This window comes from Nocardia sp. CA-129566 (assembly GCF_050956075.1).
Lineage (GTDB): Bacteria > Actinomycetota > Actinomycetes > Mycobacteriales > Mycobacteriaceae > Nocardia.
Genome location: NZ_CP192085.1, coordinates 2466474 through 2486992, shown reverse-complemented (window position 1 = coordinate 2486992; position 20519 = coordinate 2466474). Strand labels below are relative to the sequence as shown.

Annotated in this window: 18 protein-coding genes; 10 read left to right on the top strand and 8 right to left on the bottom strand. The window is 66.8% G+C overall.

The features are described 5' to 3' along the window. The first annotated feature begins 243 nt into the window (after positions 1–243). Positions 244–411, top strand: coding sequence for a hypothetical protein (locus tag ACQP0C_RS11090; RefSeq protein WP_433732849.1), 168 nt, complete (start codon positions 244–246; stop codon positions 409–411). A gap of 10 nt (positions 412–421) precedes the next feature. On the opposite strand, the gene ACQP0C_RS11085 is transcribed toward ACQP0C_RS11090, so the two are convergent. After that, positions 422–1150, bottom strand: coding sequence for a dienelactone hydrolase family protein (locus tag ACQP0C_RS11085; protein WP_433732848.1), 729 nt, complete (start codon positions 1148–1150; stop codon positions 422–424). A 253-nt stretch (positions 1151–1403) separates the two neighbouring features. On the opposite strand from ACQP0C_RS11085, the gene ACQP0C_RS11080 reads away from it, so the two are divergent. The 5 genes from ACQP0C_RS11080 (at position 1404) to ACQP0C_RS11060 (ending at position 5458) form a co-directional block, all read left to right on the top strand. Then, positions 1404–1955, top strand: a complete 552-nt coding sequence (locus ACQP0C_RS11080; protein ID WP_433732847.1) for a dihydrofolate reductase family protein — start codon at positions 1404–1406, stop codon at positions 1953–1955. A gap of 536 nt (positions 1956–2491) precedes the next feature. After that, positions 2492–2860 (top strand): hypothetical protein, encoded by a 369-nt coding sequence (locus ACQP0C_RS11075; RefSeq protein WP_433732845.1) that lies wholly within the window; start codon positions 2492–2494, stop codon positions 2858–2860. 226 nt (positions 2861–3086) lie between these two features. Next, positions 3087–4103, top strand: a complete 1017-nt coding sequence (locus ACQP0C_RS11070) for an NADP-dependent oxidoreductase (RefSeq protein ID WP_433732844.1) — start codon at positions 3087–3089, stop codon at positions 4101–4103. Positions 4104–4127: 24 nt separating this feature from the next. Further along, positions 4128–4703, top strand: coding sequence for a MerR family transcriptional regulator (locus tag ACQP0C_RS11065; RefSeq protein WP_433732843.1), 576 nt, complete (start codon positions 4128–4130; stop codon positions 4701–4703). Further along, positions 4700–5458, top strand: coding sequence for a class I SAM-dependent methyltransferase (locus tag ACQP0C_RS11060; protein ID WP_433732842.1), 759 nt, complete (start codon positions 4700–4702; stop codon positions 5456–5458). The genes ACQP0C_RS11065 and ACQP0C_RS11060 overlap by 4 nt, the downstream gene beginning before the upstream one ends. A 117-nt stretch (positions 5459–5575) precedes the next feature. On the opposite strand, the gene ACQP0C_RS11055 is transcribed toward ACQP0C_RS11060, so the two are convergent. Continuing rightward, positions 5576–6454 (bottom strand): hypothetical protein, encoded by an 879-nt coding sequence (locus ACQP0C_RS11055; RefSeq protein ID WP_433732841.1) that lies wholly within the window; start codon positions 6452–6454, stop codon positions 5576–5578. 118 nt (positions 6455–6572) lie between these two features. Here ACQP0C_RS11055 and ACQP0C_RS11050 point away from each other — a divergent pair, with 118 nt between their 5' ends. Further along, entirely contained in the window at positions 6573–7493 is a 921-nt protein-coding gene (locus ACQP0C_RS11050) for a sigma-70 family RNA polymerase sigma factor (RefSeq protein ID WP_433732840.1), read from the top strand. A 268-nt stretch (positions 7494–7761) separates the two neighbouring features. On the opposite strand, the gene ACQP0C_RS11045 is transcribed toward ACQP0C_RS11050, so the two are convergent. From ACQP0C_RS11045 to ACQP0C_RS11020, 6 genes are all read right to left on the bottom strand, one after another. Continuing rightward, positions 7762–9543, bottom strand: coding sequence for an ABC transporter ATP-binding protein (locus ACQP0C_RS11045; protein WP_433732838.1), 1782 nt, complete (start codon positions 9541–9543; stop codon positions 7762–7764). A 354-nt stretch (positions 9544–9897) separates the two neighbouring features. After that, a complete protein-coding gene (locus tag ACQP0C_RS11040; RefSeq protein WP_433732837.1) occupies positions 9898–10968 on the bottom strand; it encodes a fatty acid desaturase family protein in 1071 nt (356 codons plus the stop codon). A 471-nt stretch (positions 10969–11439) separates the two neighbouring features. Continuing rightward, positions 11440–11841 (bottom strand): hypothetical protein, encoded by a 402-nt coding sequence (locus tag ACQP0C_RS11035; protein WP_433732836.1) that lies wholly within the window; start codon positions 11839–11841, stop codon positions 11440–11442. A gap of 698 nt (positions 11842–12539) precedes the next feature. Beyond that, positions 12540–14576, bottom strand: coding sequence for a protein kinase domain-containing protein (locus tag ACQP0C_RS11030; protein WP_433732835.1), 2037 nt, complete (start codon positions 14574–14576; stop codon positions 12540–12542). 51 nt (positions 14577–14627) lie between these two features. Next, a complete protein-coding gene (locus tag ACQP0C_RS11025; protein WP_433732834.1) occupies positions 14628–15323 on the bottom strand; it encodes a response regulator in 696 nt (231 codons plus the stop codon). Continuing rightward, complete coding sequence (locus ACQP0C_RS11020; RefSeq protein ID WP_433732833.1) at positions 15320–16708, bottom strand: sensor histidine kinase; 1389 nt, start codon at positions 16706–16708, stop codon at positions 15320–15322. Before ACQP0C_RS11020 ends, ACQP0C_RS11025 begins: the two co-directional genes overlap by 4 nt. Positions 16709–16864: 156 nt before the next feature. Here ACQP0C_RS11020 and ACQP0C_RS11015 point away from each other — a divergent pair, with 156 nt between their 5' ends. From ACQP0C_RS11015 to ACQP0C_RS11005, 3 genes are all read left to right on the top strand, one after another. Further along, complete coding sequence (locus ACQP0C_RS11015; protein ID WP_433732832.1) at positions 16865–17218, top strand: hypothetical protein; 354 nt, start codon at positions 16865–16867, stop codon at positions 17216–17218. A gap of 73 nt (positions 17219–17291) precedes the next feature. Next, positions 17292–18008 carry an ABC transporter ATP-binding protein gene (locus ACQP0C_RS11010; protein ID WP_433732831.1) on the top strand — a complete coding sequence of 239 codons (717 nt, stop codon included), beginning with the start codon at positions 17292–17294 and terminating at the stop codon, positions 18006–18008. Continuing rightward, positions 18005–20497, top strand: coding sequence for an FtsX-like permease family protein (locus ACQP0C_RS11005; protein ID WP_433732830.1), 2493 nt, complete (start codon positions 18005–18007; stop codon positions 20495–20497). The genes ACQP0C_RS11010 and ACQP0C_RS11005 overlap by 4 nt, the downstream gene beginning before the upstream one ends. The last annotated feature ends 22 nt before the right edge of the window (positions 20498–20519 follow it).

Genomic DNA, 20519 nt, shown 5'->3' with positions numbered 1-20519 from the left:
GGCATCGCCGATCCCACTCAGGACCAGTGGATGACGATTGTGCGCACGACCTGGATAGCGACGGTCAACGCTGTCCGCGGTGAGGGCGAGCTCGCGGCCGGCGGCCTCCCCGGCTTGGATCGAGCGGCCGCGGTCCGGCTGTGCGGGAACCCGTGCCGGGCTAGATCGGTAGTGCGATGTCGCCGATGCCGCGCCGATCCTTGATCGCGGACCGATCCGCCGAGCGCCAGTGCGGCCCAGGTGATGGAGGCGCTGGTGGCCGAGCGCCGCCCCGACCGGCCGGTAGCGCCAATGGCCGGTACCGCCGCGGTCGGGGCGGTTGTGCATCTGCTGGGCACCGCCATCGAGGAGGGCCGGGACCTGATGAGCGGCATCCTGGCCGACAGCTCCTATCGTCAGCTGCTGGCCTGACGGCCCGGCCTCACTTCAGGTGTCGGGCGAAGAACCGGTTCCCGGCGTCCCCCTCGAACGGCGGGACGCCGGTGTGTCCGCCCATATTGGCGTGCAGCGTCTTCTGCTCGGAGCCGAAGGCGTCGAACAGGTCCAGGGCCAACTGCCGGTCGTTTCCTTCGTCGTCCCACTGCAGCAGAACCTGCAGCGGAATGGTGACCTGCCGGGCCTCCTCGAACATGGTGCGGGGCACGAAACTCCCGGCGAACAGCAGGGCGGCCGCGATGCGCGGCTCGACCACCGCCAGCCGGAGGCCGATGGCGATCACCCCTCCCGAGTACCCGACCGGGCCGCCGATCTCGGGCAGCGCAAGGAGGACGTCCAGGAGGGCCCGCCATTCCGGGACCGCCTTTTCGACCAGCGGCAGGACGAGCCGGTCGACGATCTCGTCGACCGGCTCGCCGGCCGCCAGCGCCCGACGCAGGTCGGCGCGGGCCTGCTCGGCGGCGGCCGAACGGGGCCGGTCACCGCTCCCGGGGAGCTCGATGGTGGCCGCGGCGAAGCCCTCCGCCGCGCAGTGTCGGGCCCGGGCCACCAGTCGTGGGTACATCTTGTGCAGTCCGCCTGGGTGGCCGACCAGGATCAGCGGGGCCGGTGCGGATGCGGATCCGGGCGTCCACAGGATGCCGGGGATCTCGCCGAGGGTGAATTCGCGCTCGAGGACGCCGTCGTCGAGGCGCTGTTCGGAAATGAAGTGCATGGTCGTGCCTTTCGGGAGTGCTCTTGAACGGCGCTCCCGGACGACCTATCGCCCGACCGTGACCCCTGAGGGGAGCACCCATGTCGATACTGCGTTCACGGGTACCACCTCCTCGTTCTCTGGCACGGCCTCCGGAAAAGTAGCAGTGGTCGCCGTGGTCCGCCAACAGGTTTTTTGCGGAGGCTCCGGGCCGGATGCCACGAAGCCACTCGAGCACCGATGAGTTTCGAGCGCGGAGGACGTCTACCCGGTCATGAGGAGACTGATCTACGGATTCAGCGTGTCCCTGGACGGCTACATCAACGACCGCGACGGCAACATCGACTGGACCAACCCGGACGACGAGCTGCACCAATTCCACAACGACCGCTACCGCGAGATCGAGGTCTCGCTGCACGGCCGTCGCCTGTACGAGCTGATGGCCGAGTACTGGCCGCAAGTGCCAGAGGACGCGCCGCGCATCGAGCGTGAGTTCGCCACGCTCTGGACGGAGAAGCCGAAGGTCGTCTTCTCCCGCACGCTCACCGAGGTCCACTGGAACAGCACGCTGATCAGCGAGAACGCGGTCGAGGAGGTCCGCAGGCTCAAAGCCGGAGGCGATGGCGTCATGGAGGTCGGTGGCGCCAGCCTCGCAGCCTCGCTGATACCACACGGGCTCATCGACGAATACCAGCTGTTCCTCTCGCCCGCGGTGCTCGGCGGCGGCACACCGATGTTCCCATCGCTGGCCGAGCGCATCCAGCTCCGATTGGCCGAGACAAGGCACTTCAACACCGCGGTGATGCTGCGCTATCTCGCCGACTGAGGTCCGTTCAACCGCAGCAGCTCCCGCTACTCGTCGATCTCGTTCCCGTGCTGATTCGCCATCTTCGTGTACTGGTCGCGCCCCATCACCCAATCTCGCTGCCGCTGCGGGTGTTCCACCATTACCGGTACAAACCCGGCGCGAGGCAGTCCAGAACCGCTCGCGCACACCGACTCCCCACCACCTGCCAACGGCAGTCCGATCGGTCGCGATGCCCACCCCGGGGACTGTCCGTTCCGGCTTGATTCTTCGATTGAAATCTCCTCGAGCCGCGATCCGAAATGTTCGGTCGTGTCGTCTTGTTCGGATCGAGTTTTCGGATTTTCTGCGCTTGGCGGTGCGGGTGCCATTCGGGGCGTTCCTCGGTTGATGACGACGTCTGCCTGCATGCAGGGTCCTGTTCGACCAGCGTGTCGGCGCGTCAGCGGGTGCGGGCGCGCGGGATCTTCTAGCGTCGGGTCAGGAAGGGGTTGCGGCAGCGTGGGCAGCGGCCGCCTGGCTGGGCTCGGCGATCGACGACGGCGAGGAGTGCAGGCTTGAACACGTTTTGGGATTACGCAGGCGGACCGCTTTTAGGGCTCGCCATCACGGTGGTCTTCTGGCTGATGGTCTGGGGCGCGGTCTCGGTCGCTCGTGTCCGGTCGGGAGGGCGGTCCCGGTTGGGCCGCGTCAACGTCTTCGATGCGACACTAGGGCGATTGCCACAGCGGCGGGGCTGGAGGCGAGAAGTATTGCCCCTGACGTTGCTCGTCTTTGTCCCCATCGCGGCTTGTGGGGTGGTGTTGGACGTTCTCGGAGTGATACCCGACTGGGGGCTGGCGGCGATCCTCGTTGCTGGCATCGGCGTGGCAACAACCGTGTCCCGTGTGCGGTTCCTGATGCGTGCGTCGACGTCCGATGAGTAGCGTCGCGTGGCGTCATCGCGTAGCGGCCGGTCCAGCCCGGCCGACCACTACTCTGCCCGAGGTGAGTCACCCGGATGCTAGCCCGGTACGGGCTTGGCCGCGTTGGGGATTCAGCCCGGCGAGGAGGTAACCGAAGAGCTGATGGAGGCCATGTTCGGATTGGGGATCGGCCTGTGCAGTGTTCAGTTTGACCTTCACGTATGCGTCAATCCTTAGCGTCGGTGGCATGACCATGACGACGCGAACCTCCCGAGCAGTCCAGCTCGCCGTGCGACCGGACGGATTTCCGGCACTGTCCGACTTTCGGCTGGTTGAGCAGCCGGTATCCGAACCCGCGCCGGGGCAGGTGATGGTGCGGAATCTGTACATGTCGCTCGATCCAGGGATGCTGATGCAGATCGGGGCCTATCCGGGAATTCCCGTGCCGCCCTTCGTTATCGGGGACGTGATGGCAGGCGACGCGGTCGGCGAGGTCGTCGCATCCGCCGATCCGGGTGTCCCGGAGGGGGCACTGGTGCTGCATCGGCTCGGTTGGCGTGAGTATGCCGTGGCCGAGGCGGATGCGGTGCGGATCGTGGATCCGCACGCGTATCCGTCGCCGTCGGCATATCTGGGGTTCGGGCTGGTCGCCTACGCGGGCCTGACGGTGGCCGCCGGGCTGCGCGCGGGCGAGACCGTGTTCGTTTCCAGCGCGGCCGGCGCCACAGGCAGTCTGGCCGGGCAGATTGCACGGCTGCTCGGCGCGGGTCGTGTCGTGGGCAGTGCGGGATCGGCGCAGAAGGTGCACCACGTCGTCCACGAGCTCGGCTTCGATGCGGCGTTCGACTACCACGACGAGCCGCTGACCGACCGATTGCGGACCGTCGCACCGGCCGGGATCGATGTGTACTTCGACAACGTCGGTGGCGCCCAGTTGCGGGCGGCGGTCGAGGTAATGAATGTCGGCGGGCGGATCGCCCTGTGCGGCGCGCTGGCTCGACAACGGTCCGGCGGTGTGCCCGACGGCGGTCCCGGAGATCTGCTGCCGGTGATAGGCAAGCGGCTCACCCTGCGCGGGTTCACCATGCTCGACCATCTGAACCTGGCCCCGGAATTCGGCCGACGACTGCGGCAGTGGCTCGCCGACGGCTCACTCGTACACACCGAGACCGTCGTCGAAGGACTGGAAAACGCACCGCAGGCACTGCTCGATCTAGTGCGGGGACGCTACACCGGGAAGGTAGTCGTGCAGCTCACGCGTTGAACCATCCCGAGGAAAGGAACGACGATGCTGATCGGTGAACTCGCGACACGCACCGGAACCACCACCCGCGCCCTGCGTTTCTACGAAGAACAGGGACTGCTCACCTGCGAGCGCACTACCTCCGGATACCGCACCTACGACGAGACAGCGGTCAAACAAGTCCGCAATATCCGCGAACTGCTCGACATCGGATTCACCATCGACGACGTTCGTGCGTTCCTGCCCTACCTCGACCGCGATTTGCCGGGCGTCTTTCCGTTCGAACCGCGATGCACCACCGGATACGCAGCCGTCGGCCCACCCCGCGTGGCCGAGCTGAACCAGCGCATCACCCGCCTGACCGAACTGCGAGACCGGCTCGTCAGCCGGATGCCATGGCTGACACCTGACGATCCCACCGGCAACGCGAGCGGCGAACGCTCGGATCAGCGTGTCGTCCCGGGCGGTGACCATCCTGTCCGTCCACGCGAGGATCCTGACGGCCCTGATCCGACCCACCCACAGTCGATGGCGTCCGCCGCCGAATTACGCAACCATTGGTCTGAACTAGTGCACGACCCTTCAGGTGTGGCCCGTCCGCAATCAAAGGAGGAGTCATGAACAAGGAACCGAACCACAATGGTCAGCCGGACTTCGAAGCGCTGTACCGTGACGCGTCGCCGGAGCAGGATACTGCTGCGTTGATCCCCTGGGACATCGGCGGCCCACAGCCGGTAGTGCAGCAGTTGGTGGCCTACGGCGCTGTGCGCGGCGAGGTGCTCGACCCCGGAACCGGCCTGGGACATCACGCGATCCACTACGCGTCCAAGGGCTACTCGGCCACCGGCATCGACGCGTCGCCGACGGCGATCGAGCGGGCCAAGCGCAACGCGGAGCGCGCCGGGGTGCGGGTGGACTTCCAAGTGGCCGATGCCACCAGACTCGACGGCCTGGAGAATCGGTTCGACACCGTCGTCGACAGCGCGTTCTACCACGTGTTCCTCGACGACGAACAAAAACAGACCCAGTACGCGCAGGCCCTGCACCGGGCCACGAAACCGGGGGCGCGACTGTTCATGTTCGAAATCGGACGCCACAACGTCAACGGTATTCAGCCCGAAGGTTTGCCGGCGGAGAATTTCGAGCGGGTGCTTCCCGCGGCCGGGTGGCGCATCGACTACCTGGGAACCACCACGTACCAAGCCACCTTCAGCCCGGAAACGTTCACCCATCTCACCGAGCAGATGGGCGACGATTCGGGTTGGGCGGAGCGGATGAAGCCGATGCTGGAACAACTCCAGACCATTGCGCCGTTGCTGAAGAACAACCGGGTGCACCTGCCGGTGTGGGCCGTGACCGCCACCCGCCTCGACTAGCCGTTCCGAGCTGCCGAACCACACACGCACAAGCGAATATTCGCGACGCCCGCGCTGAACCGCTTACCGAAGTCATTGCGTGAACAGGACTTCGAAAAACAGTGGCGGTGCCTGCGGTCAGTTCGTCCTGGTCAGGGAGCCCGAGGTCATCACGAACGGGATGCTGTGATCCTGTCCCGCCAGGATGGCGGTTTGATGTCCCGAATCGTCGGCGATCGACCAGAACGCCAGCGTGGTCGCGCCGCAGGTCTGTGTGGCCGGGGACAGCTCGGCGGTATTCCCATGGGCCTCGAAGGTCCAGCCGCAGCCGTCGGCGGTATGCGCGGTGACGGTGCTGCCCGCCGACGGGACGAAGGTGACCGGTCCGGACATGGGAGCGGGCGTGAACGGCAGGGGAATGAAGTAGGAGTTGGTGGCGGCGTTGGTGGGGAAAGGCGCGCGGTCGAAGGTCCAGGTACCGCTGAAACGCCGCGCGGTGTCGGCCTGAGTGCCCGCGGCGGCATTGCTCCGGCGGCCGTCGACCAGATCGAATCCGAAGGTCCCCGGGCCGAGATAACTGTTGGCGTGCAAGGTTTCTCGCTCGACACCGTCATCGACGGTGACGCGCCAGCGGTCTATGTTGTAGCCGGACCCGATCACCTGGTTGAAGCAGTACTGGGTGGTGGAGGTCAATTCCAGAGCGTCCCCCACGGGCCGGAAATGCCAGGTGCAGCCCTGATCGGTGTGGCCCAGGATCTCGCTGTCGGCACCGCGCGTGAAGGTAATGGTGCCGATCTGCGGAATGTCGGGTCGGTATCCGAACAGGTCCATGGTGGCGATATTGGTTCTGGTGATGTGGTCCGGCTGGTCGTAATTCCAAGTGCCCAGGTACTTTTCGATGAATACGGTGGTTTCGGCGGACGCGGTCGAATCCGCTCCGGCCGGTGCCGGGGCGGTCGCGAGGCCGGCCAGCGCCAGGGCTGCGATCGCGGTCAGTCGGCTCGAACTGCGCAACATGAGGTCTCCTCGGATGGTGCTTCGTGTTTTTCGGGTCGGCACTATGACGAGGCGGGCGGCGGGAAAGTTACCGCACCGGATCGGTAACTTTTCGCCCCGCCGTCTCGTCGTAATCGGTATGGAGACTCATGGCGACCAGTTCACCGCGCTGTGGGATGCGCATCGCGCCTACCTGGTGGACCTGGCGTTCCGAATGCTCGGTGACATCGCGGACGCGGAAGACGTTGCGCAGGAGGCGTTCCTGCGCCTCTCACGCACCCGCGCGGACGAACTGAACAATGTCCGCGGCTGGCTGACCGTGGTGACCGGCCGCCTGTGCCTGGACCTGATGGGCAGTGCCCGGGCCCGGCGCGAGCAACCCGGCGACCCGGAGCTGCTGAACTCGGTGGTCGCACCGGGCGTCGACCCGGCGGACCGGGTCACGCTCGACGATCACGTCCAGTCGGCACTGGCGATGGTGCTGCAGCGACTGAATCCGCCCGAACGGGTGGCGTTCATCCTGCACGATGTGTTCGCGCTGCCCTTCGAGGAGATCGCGGCGATCTTGGGCCGTCCAGTGGGTACGTGCAGACAGCTGGCGCGGCGGGCGCGTACGAAGATCACCGGGGCGGCGGCGGCAGGTCCCACGATCGCAGCGGCTGATCGCGCGGTCGTCGGGGCCGACCCGGTCATCGACGCGGTCGATCATGCCACGGCATCGACGCACCGAGCCGTCCTGGACCGGTTCATCGCGGCCTGCTCCGGCGGCGACCTCAACGCCCTGCTGAGGGTGCTGGCCCCGGACGCCTGGGGATCGGCGACCTTCGTCGCGGGCTCGCTGCCGACGCCGGAGGACACCCACGGCGCGACGGCCGTGGCGTCGAACCTGCTCAGCTACTTCGGATCCGGCGCGACGCTGGTGTCGCACCCAGCGCCCGCAACCATGGGCGTCCTGGCATACCACAACCGCGCCCTGTACGGCATGCTCGTGCTCACGATGCGTGACGACCGCGTCGCGGGCATCGAGGCGATCGTCGACCCGACGATCCCCATGGCGTGAGGACGGCCGCGCCCTGTTCTGATGCGCCGACGGTCGGTACAGGCCGTCGGCGCCACCCGCCCGAACTGCTTCGCCGTACTTGCGGCATACCCGGTGATCGCGGTGCCCCAGGCGCCGGATCCGCACCATCACACCGGGCCGGTGGACGCAGATAGCCATCCGTTGGTGTGGCATGGACCGGGCCCGCAGCTTCACCCCGCAACCACCGGCAAAACCGTCTCGAAGTTCCCACGTGCCTACGTCGGGATCGAGCTCCGACGAACTCCGATCAGCGGGCGACCACGTCCTCGCCGAGGAATCCACCCGACTGGTGCCGCCACAGCTGAGCGTATGTTCCTTGCGCGCACAGCAGCTCCTCGTGTGTCCCCTCCTCGACGACTCGCCCGTGGTCGAGCACCACCAGCCGGTCCATCCCGGCCACAGTGCTCAGTCGGTGCGCGACGACCAGCGCCGTACGCCCTTGCATCAACTCCCAGAGCGCTTGCTGCACAAGCAATTCGCTTTCCGAGTCGAGGGCGCTGGTGGCCTCGTCCAGGAGCAGGATGGGCGCGTCCCGCAGGATGGCCCGAGCCAGCGCGACCCGCTGACGCTGGCCGCCGGACAGTTTCACGCCGCGCTCGCCGATGAGCGTTTCCATACCCTGCGGCAGCGCGTCCGCGAACTCGGTGACATGCGCGGCCTTGGCGGCCCGCAGGATCTCCTCGTCGGTGGCGTCCGGGCGCGCGAACCGGATGTTCTCGCTCAGGGTCCGGTGAAACATGGCCGGATCCTGTGGCACGTAGGCAATCAGACTGCGCAGATCCGCCTGCCGCAGCCGGGCGATGTCCTGCCCGCCGATGCGTATCGTTCCGGATTGGATATCCATCAACCGCAGCAGCAGCTGGGTGAGGGTGGTCTTGCCACCACCGGATCGTCCGACCAGTCCTACCTTGGCGCCGCTGGGCACCTGGAGATCCAATCCGTGGAACAGCTGCCGCGCACCCTCGTGTGTGAAGTCCACTGTCTCGAACCGCACGTCGAAGCCCTTGGGCCGCAGTGGTTCCGGATGTTCGATATCGAGCACCTTCGGCTCGTCGAGCAGCAGTTCGGTGAACTGCGCCGCCTCGGTGAGCACCGTCTCCAACCGCCGGTAGATCTGGTTGAATCGGAACATGATCCCGGTGGCGTTGAAGTAGTAGGTGAATGCCACCACGATGGCCTCCACCCCCGCATTCCCGCCGCCGAGGCCCAGCGCGATCAGCAGGCCCATCACGTTGGTGAGCACCAACAGCGGCGTCACCAGCGTATCTATCCGCAGGTTCGCGTAATCCCAGGAGCGCAACGACTTTCGCCGCGACGTGGCGACCCGCCGCCGATGCTCGGCCGCCTCCTGCGGTTCGGCAGCGAAGGCGCGCACCACCTGCATATTGGCCAGGCTGTCGGCCACATGCCCGGAAACCTGCGCAATGGCGGCCTCCCGGTCGTCGACGAGCTTCTGGCGGCGCTGGATCAAGGGCATGATGACCAGCGCGGTCACCACGATCATCCCCATCAGCACAACGACCAGCGCGGGGTTGTAGCGCCACAACACAACCGAGGCGAACATCAGCGGCACCAGGGCCGCCACTATCTCGAAGGCGAGGGTATCCACGAACTGTTCGAACCGCGCCGCGAAGCTGAGCGAGCGCTTCGTCAGCGAACCAGCGAAGTTATTGTGGAAGAACGCCGTGTCCTTGGCGAGCAGCTCGTCCATGGCGAGCACGTACAGGTGCTCGATACCGTAGGCGTCGACTCGGCTCAGACAGTGAATCCCGATGCGCCACAACAGTTCCGCGAGCAGCATGGTGCCACCGAAGGCGAGGACATACGAAGCCAGGGCCCCGAAACTCGTATCCCCGGTCACCGCGACCCGGCCGACCACCATGGCGACGATCAGCGGTGCGATGTACAGGTTGCAGATATTGCCGAGTGCCGGCGCCAGCAACGCCGGAATCGTCGTGGCCTTGCGAGAGGCCATTTCCCAGCCATAAAAACGCAGCACCAGCTTGACCGCCGTTGGGCGTGAACTCATGCTCCCCCCTCGTCTCGAATCAACGAGCGATGCAGGTGAGCAATGATCCCGTGTCCAGGCGAGTTACCGCCAGCGAATATCCGCCGACCGCGAGCTCAGCTACATCCTCGCCACCTACCTGGCCTCGGGCACATGATGACTCAACACACGCATATGCCGAATTCCGTGCATACGAGGTGGCCGCAGCAGTCCGCCGACTGCTGACCGCATAGGAGCGTGCTCCCCGCGGGAGCGGGCTTCATCGAGATGCATTCGAAAGACCGATAATCCCGCTGCCGATTCCGCGAACGGCCTTGTCCGCACCCAACTCTCGGGCCCGGCGCAATCGTGGCGCCGCAGCCCACCCGGGAAGGGTCATCCGACATCCTGGTGTCGGTCGGTGGTGCGCAGCGGCGCGCCGACGTGGTGCATGTGCTTCAGCGCCTCGCGGTAGGAGGAGATCAGCCCGGTCTCGTGGTATGGCACCCCGATTTCGGCGCAGTAGTCGCGGACGATCACCTGGGCGTGACGCAGATTCGGCGTCGGCATGCTCGGGAACAAGTGGTGCTCGATCTGATAGTTGAGCCCGCCGAGGGCTAGGTCGGTCAACACGCCACCCCGCACGTTGCGGGAGGTCAGCACCTGCCGGCGCAAGTAGTCGGGGCGGTCGTCGCCGACCAGAGTTGGCATGCCCTTGTGGTTCGGGGCGAAGATGCAGCCCATGTACAGGCCGAACAGCGCTTGGTGGACAGCGAGGAACGCGAAGGCTTTGTCGGCGGGCAGCACCGCGAACAGTGCGGCCAGATAGGCGGCGAAGTGGCCGAACAGCAGCGCGCCCTCGAGCCCGCGGTGTTTGATCGATCGATTTCTGAGCGCACGGGCGCCGGCCGCATGCAGGTTCAGGCCCTCCAGCATCAGTAGCGGAAAGAACAGGAATGCCTGCGACCTCCCGATGAGACGAGGCAGGCCACGGCTGGCGCGCGCCTGCCGTTGTGACCAGACCAGAATGTCGGGCGCGACATCGGGGTCGAGTTCCTCGTGGTTCGGGTTGGCGTGATGGCGGGTGTGCTTGTCCTGCCACCAGCCGTACGCCAGGCCGATGCCGGCGTTGCCGACGAGTCGGCCCACGACCTCCGTCGGCCGCCGCAGCCGGAAGACTTGGCGGTGCGCGACATCGTGCATGACGAGGGCGACCTGAGCGCACGTCACGGCCATGAACGCCGCGACCATGAGCGTCCACCACGAGTCCCCGACAAGGACGAACGCCGCCCAGCCGGCCGCGAACGCGATCCCGACGAGGCTGAGCCGGACCGCATAGTAGAGAGGACGCCGGTTCATCAGTCCCGCGTCGGAGATCCGGCGCAACAGACGGGCGTAATCACCGTCGGCGCCGCCGCGCCGCGATGATCGTGGAAATGACTCTGGGACCAAGGCCGGTGTCGTCATAGATCTTCCTGAGAGCTGGATCGGAGATGCCACCTTCGCCCGTCCTGGATGCCGGCCGGCCGATGTCGATCGAAGATCTGATTTCAGCGAGAACTGCTCGGTGTGTCGGGCGGAGGTGCCGATTCGAAGCTATCGGCCGGATTCTCGTTCGTTGTAACCCCTTGGTATGACATGGAATCGGACTGCGGTGTGATAGCGGACGCGCACCGCAGACCGAGGGTCCGTGGCGCAGATCCGGACCCCTCGTAGCCGACGGCCCGTCCACGACGGCATGACCGAAGACGACCCCCGGGATCGAGCGCGGTCCGGTCAAGCGCACCACCCGGCAATAGTCTGCGCGAGGGAGCGGAAACGCCGCTGGGCGCGCGTTTCCCAACGGCCCCGCGGCCGCACCCTGAGGTTCGACGGTCGGTGGCCGTGTCGCGGGGTCCGCATAGGACCCCGCGACCAGCTGCGCTGACCCCGCACCCGTCAGGCGTCGAGGGCCGCGGTGATCTTGCGAGCCATCGCAGCCACGGCCGGGCTGGGCTCGCCCTTGCCGGACCGGGCGGCGGCTTCGACGGCCACCAGGACGGTGTCGCGGAAGTTGTCGGCCTCGCCCGGGTCCTGCTGGCCGAGCAGGCTCATGGCCGCGGTCAGGGCGGGCAGCACCTGGTCGGCGAGTTCGGCGACCGACTTACCTTGCAAGTGAATGTCTTTGGACTTGGCGGCGAGCACGTGTCCGACCAGTCCGGTCGCCGAGGTCAGGACGATCGAGGCCTGCGTGCTGCCCTTGTGCGGTGCACCGGCAGCGGCCAACAGCGACACCGCACCGTAGGCGGCGGTGCGCAGGGTGCTCTTGTCCTGATCGGTCAGGATGATGGTGACAGTCATGTCGTGTACTCCTCGAAATCGGTTGTGGCACCAACTGAAACAGTGTCGGTGCCGGTCGTTTTGTTCGATGGACAGACTTTCGCCGGGCCGACTGACAGCGACCTGACACACACCTGACACCCGCACTGACACCGCGATCGGCCGTCCATACGCCAGCTGACCCGCTGACGATCACACCGTCCGAAACCGCTGTGGCTCAGCACGTCCTATACCGCGACCCGCGCCTTCGATCAGGCTCAAACGTTAGCCGCCAGTCGATCTCGCGAACATCTGCATCTGCCGCGGTGGTCGGCCACATCTAGATCCTGAACACAACCTTGCGCACCCGCCAGAGCAGCGCGCTGTGCGCAGGCTATCCCCCGCGCACATCGCTGGACCCGAGGCCGAAATCTGAAACGGTGCCGACCGAGCGCTTTCTCGCCCCACGCCACCCCAGGTTCCGTGGTGATCGACCGCCCGAACAGTTGCCGGTGCATCGCATCGGTATGTCGGGCTCGGGAGCCGGCTTCCACCCGATGCGGGAACCACCTCCGATGATCGAGACTCTCGACGAGCCGACTGCCACCGAGATCGAACGACACCCACTGGCTCGGAGCCATCGCCATCCGCTGGCCCCGAGACAGCGTGAACCGCACCGAGATCGAATGCGATAAGTCCTATGGACACGAATTCATAGCGTGTTCGTCGCGGTGGCTGTGTCAGTAGACGTAGACCACCGCATTCTCACCGCCCGTGCAGGTGACCAGTGGGCCGTCGGCGACGCAGTTCATGGTGTAGGTGCGGCCGGTGACGGGGCTGGTCGCTACCACCGAGCGCGATGAACGTGACACATTCGTGGCGGCGGAGTCGGCGTAGGCCTGGCGGACCGCGTCGGCGAAACCGCAACTGGTGACCGCGGATCCGGTGGCCGATCGGGTGAAGGTGCCCGACGCCGGTTGTCCGGTCGAGCACTGCGTCGCGCCGGCGGGCAGGGTGACCGAGGTGGGGGCGGCCTTGGTGGTCGAGGTCGTCGGCGATGTCGTCGAACCGGCGGTGGCGCGGGCGGCCGCGGTCGTCACCTGGGCGCCCGCCTGGGCGTCCTTGGAATTCCCGGAGTCGTCGGAACCCATCAGCTGCCAGCCGATGGCACCGCCGACGGCGAGTACGACGATGACGAAGACGGCGACCATGATGGGCAGCACGATCGAGCGGTCGCGCCGCTGATAGGGGTCCTGGCCGTAGTCGTCCTCGTACTCTGGCTCGGCATAGCCGCTCTGCGGCGGGTATTCCGATGCGGCTTGGTATTGCGACGCGCGGTTGGGGGCAGCCGCGTGGGCGGGCCCGGACGGCGGCTCGAACGGCGGTGCGCTCGAGAAAGGTTGCGGGATGCGGCGCGTCTCCGGAGCGGGCGAATACTGTTGCGCGCCGAACTGTTCCGGGTACTGCTGTTCCGGGTATCTGGCCTCGGGGTAGTGCGACTCCGGATACCGCATCGTCTGCTCGGCCCGCGACGCCCCCGCAGATCGCGATTGATCCGGATACTGCTCGGTCGGCGGGGTCGGCGAGCCGCCCAGGTAATCCATCGACTGCGGGTACTGCGGCTCCGGATACTCCGCAGGCGGCGGCGACTCCGCGTACAGATGCGCATCCGGAAACGGCCGCACCGGCCGGGCGGTGCCGGGCGGTGGCCCGAGCGGCGGCCTCGGTGGCTGCCGCGACGGCAACGGAGTGAACTGTAGATCGGCGGCCGAGACCACTGTCGGCCCGGTCGGATGGATCACCGCCGGGATCGATCCCGTCGACTCGGCGGGCGTCGCCGCACTGCGGTGCACCACAGCCTGATCCGACGGACCGCGGGCCGGATCGGGCGGACGCACGATCAGCGTCGGGGTGTTCGCGGCGGGCGCGGCGGCCAGCGCCGCCCTGGCCGCGCGGGCCAGATCGGTCGCGGTCGGGAAGCGATCGGCGGGCTCCTTGGCCATACCGCGGGCGATCACTTCGTCCATCACCGCGGGAATGCCCGGCCGCTGCACGCTCGGCCGCGGCGGCGGATCGGAAAGATGCGACCGGATAAGCACACTCATGCTCCCGGCCGGGAACGGTGTTGTGCCGGTGAGGCATTCGTGCAGCACACAGGCGAGGGAGTAGATATCGGCGCGACCGGTCACCGGGGCGGAATCGAAGCGCTCCGGCGCCATATAGGCATAGGAGCCGATCGCGGTGCCCGCCTGGGTCACGGCACTGTCACCCTCGAGATGGGCGATGCCGAAATCGACCAGGTACGCGAAATCCGAGTCGGTCACCAGAATATTGGCCGGTTTGACATCACGGTGCACCAGACCGTCGGCATGCGCGGCATCCAGGGCAGCGGCGATCTGTTCGACAATGCCGATCGCGCGCTCGGCGCTCATCACCCCCTGGTCACGCAGGATGCCGCGCAGGTCAACGCCGGGCACCAGGCGCATATCGATGAACAGCACACCGTCGATCACGCCCCAGTCATGGATCGGGATGATGTGCGGCTCGGCCAGCCGGGCGGCGGCCTGGGATTCGCGCCGGAAACGCACCTGGTAGATGGGGTCCCTGGCCAGTTCCTCGGACAGCAGTTTGACCGCGACCACGCGGTCCTTCACCGTGTCGTACGCCTCGTAGACCTCGCCCATGCCCCCTTTGCCGAGCAGCGATCTGAGCTCATACGGCCCGAACCGACTACCGACTCTCCATCCAGGTCCGTCCACCCCGTCAATCCTCCACATCCCGGGCGAGATCGCCCACCACCGGCGGTCGTGCGCGATCGGGGCTGCCCGTCAACCTGTGGATTGTCCTGGTGCGACCACCCCGTGGTCAAACGCAAACACGATAGCGGCGGCCCGGTCCCGCAGCTCCAGTTTGCCGAATATATGTCCGACGTGGCTCTTCACGGTGACTTCGGAGATGCCGAGTTCGCGGGCGATCTCCGCATTGACGCGGCCGCGTCCGATGAGTTCGAGCACCTCGTACTCGCGCGCGGTGAGTTCGGCGAGCCTGCTGTCGTCGCGGATGGCGACGGGACGCACCGTCCGGTACGCCGAGAGCACCCGACCGGTGACCGAGGGATCCAGCCAGGCCCCGCCGACGGCGACCGTGCGCACCGCGCGGATCAGATCCTCGGCGGGCGAATCCTTGAGGATGAACCCGGCCGCCCCGGCGCGCAGCGCACCGGAAAGCAGCTGGTCATCGTCGAAGGTGGTGAGCACGAGCACCGGTGGCGCACCGTCGCGCGCACGCAGCGCGCGGGTCGCGTCGATACCGCCGACGCGCTTCATGCGCAGGTCCATCAGCACCACGTCGGGTCGGCTGGCCGCGATAGCGGCGGGCACCTCGTCGCCGTCGGCACATTCGTTGACGACGAAGCCGTCGCGCCGCCGCAGGATCCGGCGCAGTCCACCGCGCACCAACTCCTGATCATCGACCACCAGAACGGTGACGGCATCCTCGCCACCGGTCGCAGACACCGAGGTCACGCACCCTCCCCCAGCACACCGTCGCGCCGAATGGCCTCGGCCTTGTCACGCATCGCGCTCGCCGCTCCATGGATCATGTCGGGCACCGGACACGACGACATCGCCCAGCCCCGCGCACCGCTGAGCGGGAATTCTGCCCGCACCATCCACCCGTCGTCGTACGGTCCGGCCTTGATCCGGCCGCCGAGCAATTCGGCCCGCTGCCGCATACCGGACAACCCCATTCCGCCGCCCAGATCCGGCGGCAATCCCTTGGGCAGCGTGTTCGTCACAATGAGCCGGGCCACCGTCGAGTCCACCTCCAGGAGCACGGTCGCGGTCGCGCCGGGCGCATGTTTGATCACATTGGCCAGGGATTCCTGACCGATCCGATAGAGCGCGAGCCCAACGGCGGCCGATACCGCGGTCAGGTCCTCGACGCGGGAGTAACGGACATCGAGTCCCGCCCCTGCGAAATCACCGACCAGATCATCGAAATCGCGGATGCCGGGCTCGGGCACCAGTTTCGACGGCCGCGCGTCCAGCAGGCCGATGGTGCGGCGAATATCGGCCATGGCCTGTCTGCCGAGTCGTTCGGCGTCGACCAGCGCGTCCACCGCTTCGTCCACATCGCGATCGGTCTGCAGTGCGTGCCGGGCCGCGGTCAGATGCAGCAGGGTGATGCTCAGCGAGTGCGCGATGACATCGTGCACCTCGCGCGCGATCCGGCGGCGCTCCTCGTCGGCGGCGCGGGCGGCCCGGATCTGCTGGCTCTGGCGTTCCTGATAGAGGAATTTGCGCTGATACTGCAGCATCACACCGACCAGCCAGCCGAGCGCGATCCCGATCGTGTACATCTGGATCCCCTGCAACCGCTCGCCGGTCACACTCCACATCAGATTTCCGGCCGCGTCGAAGGCGGCCAACTGCAATGCCGCGATCACCGCGAAGAGCGCACTGAAGCGCTTGCGCACGATGGCCGCGACCTCGCCGACCATCACCACCAGGATGAACGGGGAGAAATCGGCCGATGCCGGTTGGGTGAGCAGGATCGCCGTCGCGGCCAGTCCGGAAACCGCGAGCAGGATCGGGCTGGGGGTGACACCGAAAAAGCAGAACAGCGGCACCGAAACGAAGACCAGAATCACGGCCAGGATCGGCAGCACGGTCGGAAAGTATTCGTGCCGCTGGATGATCGCGCCGACGCTGACCAGCAGCAGGGCCGCGTCCGCGCTGATCATCACCGAGGGCGGGTAGTCGAACGGCAGCTCTTCGAGGTTGCGTCGAATGACCGCAATGGGATTGCGCAGAAAGGCCGCGAACCGATCCCGGATGCGCCCGCTCTCCCGGAACGGTTTCGCCGGTTGGGCGCCCGCCGACGAGCCGATGGCGTGGATCACATCCATCCTGTAAGGCTAACCGCCAGGTCGGGCCCGCGGCATCGTGCCGGGAACGGGCCGCGACTCCTACCGCGGTAGGAGATCGATTCGCGTCCCTGGCACGAAGACACCGTATTTTCCCGTCCGTAGCGTGAGATTCACCAATCACGGAAGGCCGACGCCATGTCCGATCAATTCGAGCGACAAAGCAGTCGCAATGGCTGGGACGACCAGCACCGCCGGACCGAGATCGTGCGCACCGTGCTCACCCGCGCGGCCGTCGATCCGGCCAGCCCCGACCTGTTCGCGGACATCCCGGAACTGGACCGGCTGTTCGGCGGACCGGAAGGCCTCTTGCTCGCGCTGCGCTATCGGTGGAATATCCATCTCGACGCGAAATTGGATCAAGCGCTGCTGCAGGGCCAATCCGCGGTCGAGGCATATCTCGAACTCGCCGCCGAGCAACCGGTGCTGCGTGCCGTTCTCGATGCGCAGTACCGACGCCAGGACCAGGCATCCGAGGCGATGGCACGATAACGCGCTGGCGCGGCACGCGCTGCGCAACAATCGACCGAGTTCGAACACGTGACGAAAGAGGGTGGGGACCGCCATGCCGGACCAGGCCATGCTGGAACTAACGGATGTCACCAAGGAGTACCGCGTCGGCGAACAAACCGTGCGCGCGCTCGACGGCATCAGCTTGCGCATCGAATCCGGTGAATTCACCTCGATCATCGGACCGTCCGGCTCGGGTAAGAGCACGCTGCTGCATCTGCTCGGCGCACTCGATACCCCCGACGCCGGGTCGATCCGATTCCAGGGCGAGGAGATCGGCGGCCTCGACGACGAGCGGCAGTCCGAATTCCGGCGCCACCGAGTCGGTTTCATCTTCCAGTTCTTCAACCTGCTGCCCACCCTCACCGCCTGGGAGAACGTCGCGATTCCGAAGCTGCTGGACGGCACCGGATTACGCAAGGCCAAGCCGCGGGCGCTGGAACTGCTCGACCTGGTCGGGCTCAGTGAACGCGCCGCGCATCGTCCGGCGGAGCTGTCCGGCGGACAGATGCAGCGGGTCGCGGTGGCGCGGGCGCTGATCATGGATCCGCCGCTGATCCTGGCCGACGAACCGACCGGCAATCTGGATTCCAAGACCGGCGCGTCCATCCTGAAACTGCTCGGCGATATCGCGGGCAACGGCAATTCGGTGGTGATGGTCACCCACGATATGGGCGCCATCGAATACTGCGACCGGGTGATCACGTTGCGCGACGGCCAGATCGGCTCCAATGACAAGGTCGATATCGCGAAGCGGGCGGTGCGCGCATGATCGGCGCGGCATGGGATCGGCTGCGGCTGTTCAATATCGGAGAACTGCTCGCCCACCGTGGCCGCACCTTCATGTCACTGACGGTGATGGCCATCTCGGCCTCGCTACTCGTCGCGGTGTTCAGCATCTCCGGCTCGGTCACCGGATCGGTCGACCGGCTGACCCGCAGCCTCGGCGGCAAGGCCGCGCTCGAGGTCACCGGGATCACCGACGCGGGCTTCGATCAGCAGGAACTGCAACGGATCGCGACCACACCCGGTGTCGACAAGGCGGTACCGATGTTGCGCGCGCAGGTCGGGTCTGGCGCGGATAAGGCGCTGCTGATCGGCGCCGACGCCAGCATCGCCGCACTCGGCAGTGAATTGGGCGGGCCGATGGCCGCGCAGGCGAGCAAGCTGCTCACCGTGGCGAACGGTGTCCTGGTCGGATCCGGAATGGGGCACGCCGAGGGCGATCGGTTCCCGCTCGGCTCCGGAACCGTCACCGTCGCAGCGGTTCTCGACAAGAAGACCTCCGAGCAACTCAATGGGGGCCATATCATCGCCGCCCCGCTCGGCCTTGCGCAGAAACTCACCGACCGCGTCGGGCGGCTGGACTCGATTCAGATCATCGCGGCCGATGGCACCGATGTCGACCAATTGCGTGCGACGCTGACCAAGGTCGTCGAGGGACGCGCCGTGGTCGCCGATCCCGGACTGCGCACGGCACAGGCCGGTGGCGCCATCCAGATCGTGCGGTACTCGACGCTGATGGCCTCGGCGGCGGCACTGATCGTCTCGGCGTTTCTGATCTACAACGCGATGAGTATGGCCGTCGCCCAGCGCAGGCCGGTGTTATCGATGCTGCGGGCCATCGGCGGCAAGCGCGGGCCGATGGTGCGTGATCTACTCGTCGAGGCGGCGCTGCTCGGCGTGCTCGGCGGTGTGGGTGGCTCGGCGGTCGGTGCCGTCATGGGCGGCGTCGCGATCGATAAACTTCCCACCGCCGTCATGCAGTCGGTGGAGGCGCGCACCGAATATATGGTGCCCGGGTATGCGATTCCGGTAGCGATCGGCGCCTGTGTGCTGGCCAGCGTGCTGGCGGCCGCCATCGCGGCGCGCCAGGTGTACAAGGTCGAACCGATCGAGGCGCTGGCACCGGTGGGGGTGGCGCGCGCCGATACGACGAGCGCGGCACTGCGCTGGACCTCGATCGTGCTCGGCGTCGGCCTGATCGTCGGCGCGATCGTCATCGCCGAGGCCGATCTGGGCCGCGTATCGCTGGGGGCGATCTCGATGTCGTTCGCCGGGGCGGTGGCACTGTGCTTCGCCGCCACCGGACCGATCGTGCGTGGTGCCGCGGCGATCGCCGGACGCTTCGGCGCACCGGGCACGCTCGGGGCCACCACCCTCGAACGCGCACCGCGGCGGGTGTGGGCCACGGCGATGACGGTGATGATCGGCGTATCCGCCACCGTCGCGATGGGCGGGGGCTCACAAAATATGGTCGATTCGGCCACCGCTTCCTTCGCCGGGTTCGGCGATACGGATCTGTTCGTCAGCACCAGCTCGATGGAGCAGTTCCCGACGGGGCCGTTGCTGCCCAACGGATTACGCGAGAAGATCGCCGAGGTGCCCGGTGTCGAGGAGGTCGGCGCCGCGCAGATGGCCTTCGCCACCCTGGGCACCGGGCGGGTGATGCTGCAGGGCTATCCGAGCGAGGCGAATGAATCCGAGACCGGTTCGGTGAGTCGAGAAGTCATGGCCCACTTGGCCGCCGGACAAGGTGTGGCGATCTCGCGGGATGTCGCACGATCACTCGGCGTCAGCACCGGGGCCGAATTGACCCTGCCGACCCCGACCGGCAATCACACCGTGCGGGTGCTGGATGTGATTCCGTACATCTCGGCCATCGCGGGTGTGGTCGTGATGAATCTCGACCAGATGCGCGCGTGGTATCAGCGACCGGGTGAAACCGTGCTCGCGGTGCATTTCCAACCGGGCGTGGACAAATCGGCGGTGCAGGCCGCGGTGCGGCGGGTGGTGCCAGCGGATATCCATGTCGACACCGGCGCGCAGGCGGTCATCGCCATCTCCTCCAGCCTGCGGCAGGGCACGGCGATCAGTTACGCCATTCTGTGGATCGTGGTGTTGGTGGCCACCGTGGCACTGCTGAACACCCTGATGCTCTCGGTGCTGGAACGCCGTCGCGAGCTGGGCGTGCTGCGCGCCATGGGAACCAGCCGCAGATTTCTGCTGCGCTCGGTGCTCGCCGAAGCCGTCGGCATCGGATTCATGGGCGCGGCAATAGGTCTCGTGGTCGGCGCGGCGATCCAGTATCTGGCGACCGTCGCTACCGGCCACGCCCTGACCATCGACATCGTGTACCAGCCGAGCCCGATGCTGCTGGTCTACGGCACTGTCGCATTGGCGTTGGCGCTGCTCGGGTCGATTCCCCCGGCACTGCGCGCCGCCCGAATGCCGATCGTGGAGGCATTGGCGGTCGACTGAGTCGACCAGGGCTGCCGGTGTG

Bases quoted from the DNA above. Each gene is read 5' to 3' on its own strand.
- ACQP0C_RS11070 (WP_433732844.1), top strand. From the start codon at position 3,087: ATGACCATGACGACGCGAACCTCCCGAGCAGTCCAGCTCGCCGTGCGA.
- ACQP0C_RS11010 (WP_433732831.1), top strand. From the start codon at position 17,292: ATGCCGGACCAGGCCATGCTGGAACTAACGGATGTCACCAAGGAGTAC.
- ACQP0C_RS11040 (WP_433732837.1), bottom strand. From the start codon at position 10,968: ATGACGACACCGGCCTTGGTCCCAGAGTCATTTCCACGATCATCGCGG.
- ACQP0C_RS11015 (WP_433732832.1), top strand. From the start codon at position 16,865: ATGTCCGATCAATTCGAGCGACAAAGCAGTCGCAATGGCTGGGACGAC.
- ACQP0C_RS11005 (WP_433732830.1), top strand. From the start codon at position 18,005: ATGATCGGCGCGGCATGGGATCGGCTGCGGCTGTTCAATATCGGAGAA.
- ACQP0C_RS11045 (WP_433732838.1), bottom strand. From the start codon at position 9,543: ATGAGTTCACGCCCAACGGCGGTCAAGCTGGTGCTGCGTTTTTATGGC.
- ACQP0C_RS11090 (WP_433732849.1), top strand. From the start codon at position 244: ATGGAGGCGCTGGTGGCCGAGCGCCGCCCCGACCGGCCGGTAGCGCCA.
- ACQP0C_RS11055 (WP_433732841.1), bottom strand. From the start codon at position 6,454: ATGTTGCGCAGTTCGAGCCGACTGACCGCGATCGCAGCCCTGGCGCTG.
- ACQP0C_RS11060 (WP_433732842.1), top strand. From the start codon at position 4,700: ATGAACAAGGAACCGAACCACAATGGTCAGCCGGACTTCGAAGCGCTG.
- ACQP0C_RS11050 (WP_433732840.1), top strand. From the start codon at position 6,573: ATGGAGACTCATGGCGACCAGTTCACCGCGCTGTGGGATGCGCATCGC.
- ACQP0C_RS11020 (WP_433732833.1), bottom strand. From the start codon at position 16,708: ATGGATGTGATCCACGCCATCGGCTCGTCGGCGGGCGCCCAACCGGCG.
- ACQP0C_RS11030 (WP_433732835.1), bottom strand. From the start codon at position 14,576: ATGTGGAGGATTGACGGGGTGGACGGACCTGGATGGAGAGTCGGTAGT.
- ACQP0C_RS11065 (WP_433732843.1), top strand. From the start codon at position 4,128: ATGCTGATCGGTGAACTCGCGACACGCACCGGAACCACCACCCGCGCC.
- ACQP0C_RS11080 (WP_433732847.1), top strand. From the start codon at position 1,404: ATGAGGAGACTGATCTACGGATTCAGCGTGTCCCTGGACGGCTACATC.
- ACQP0C_RS11085 (WP_433732848.1), bottom strand. From the start codon at position 1,150: ATGCACTTCATTTCCGAACAGCGCCTCGACGACGGCGTCCTCGAGCGC.
- ACQP0C_RS11035 (WP_433732836.1), bottom strand. From the start codon at position 11,841: ATGACTGTCACCATCATCCTGACCGATCAGGACAAGAGCACCCTGCGC.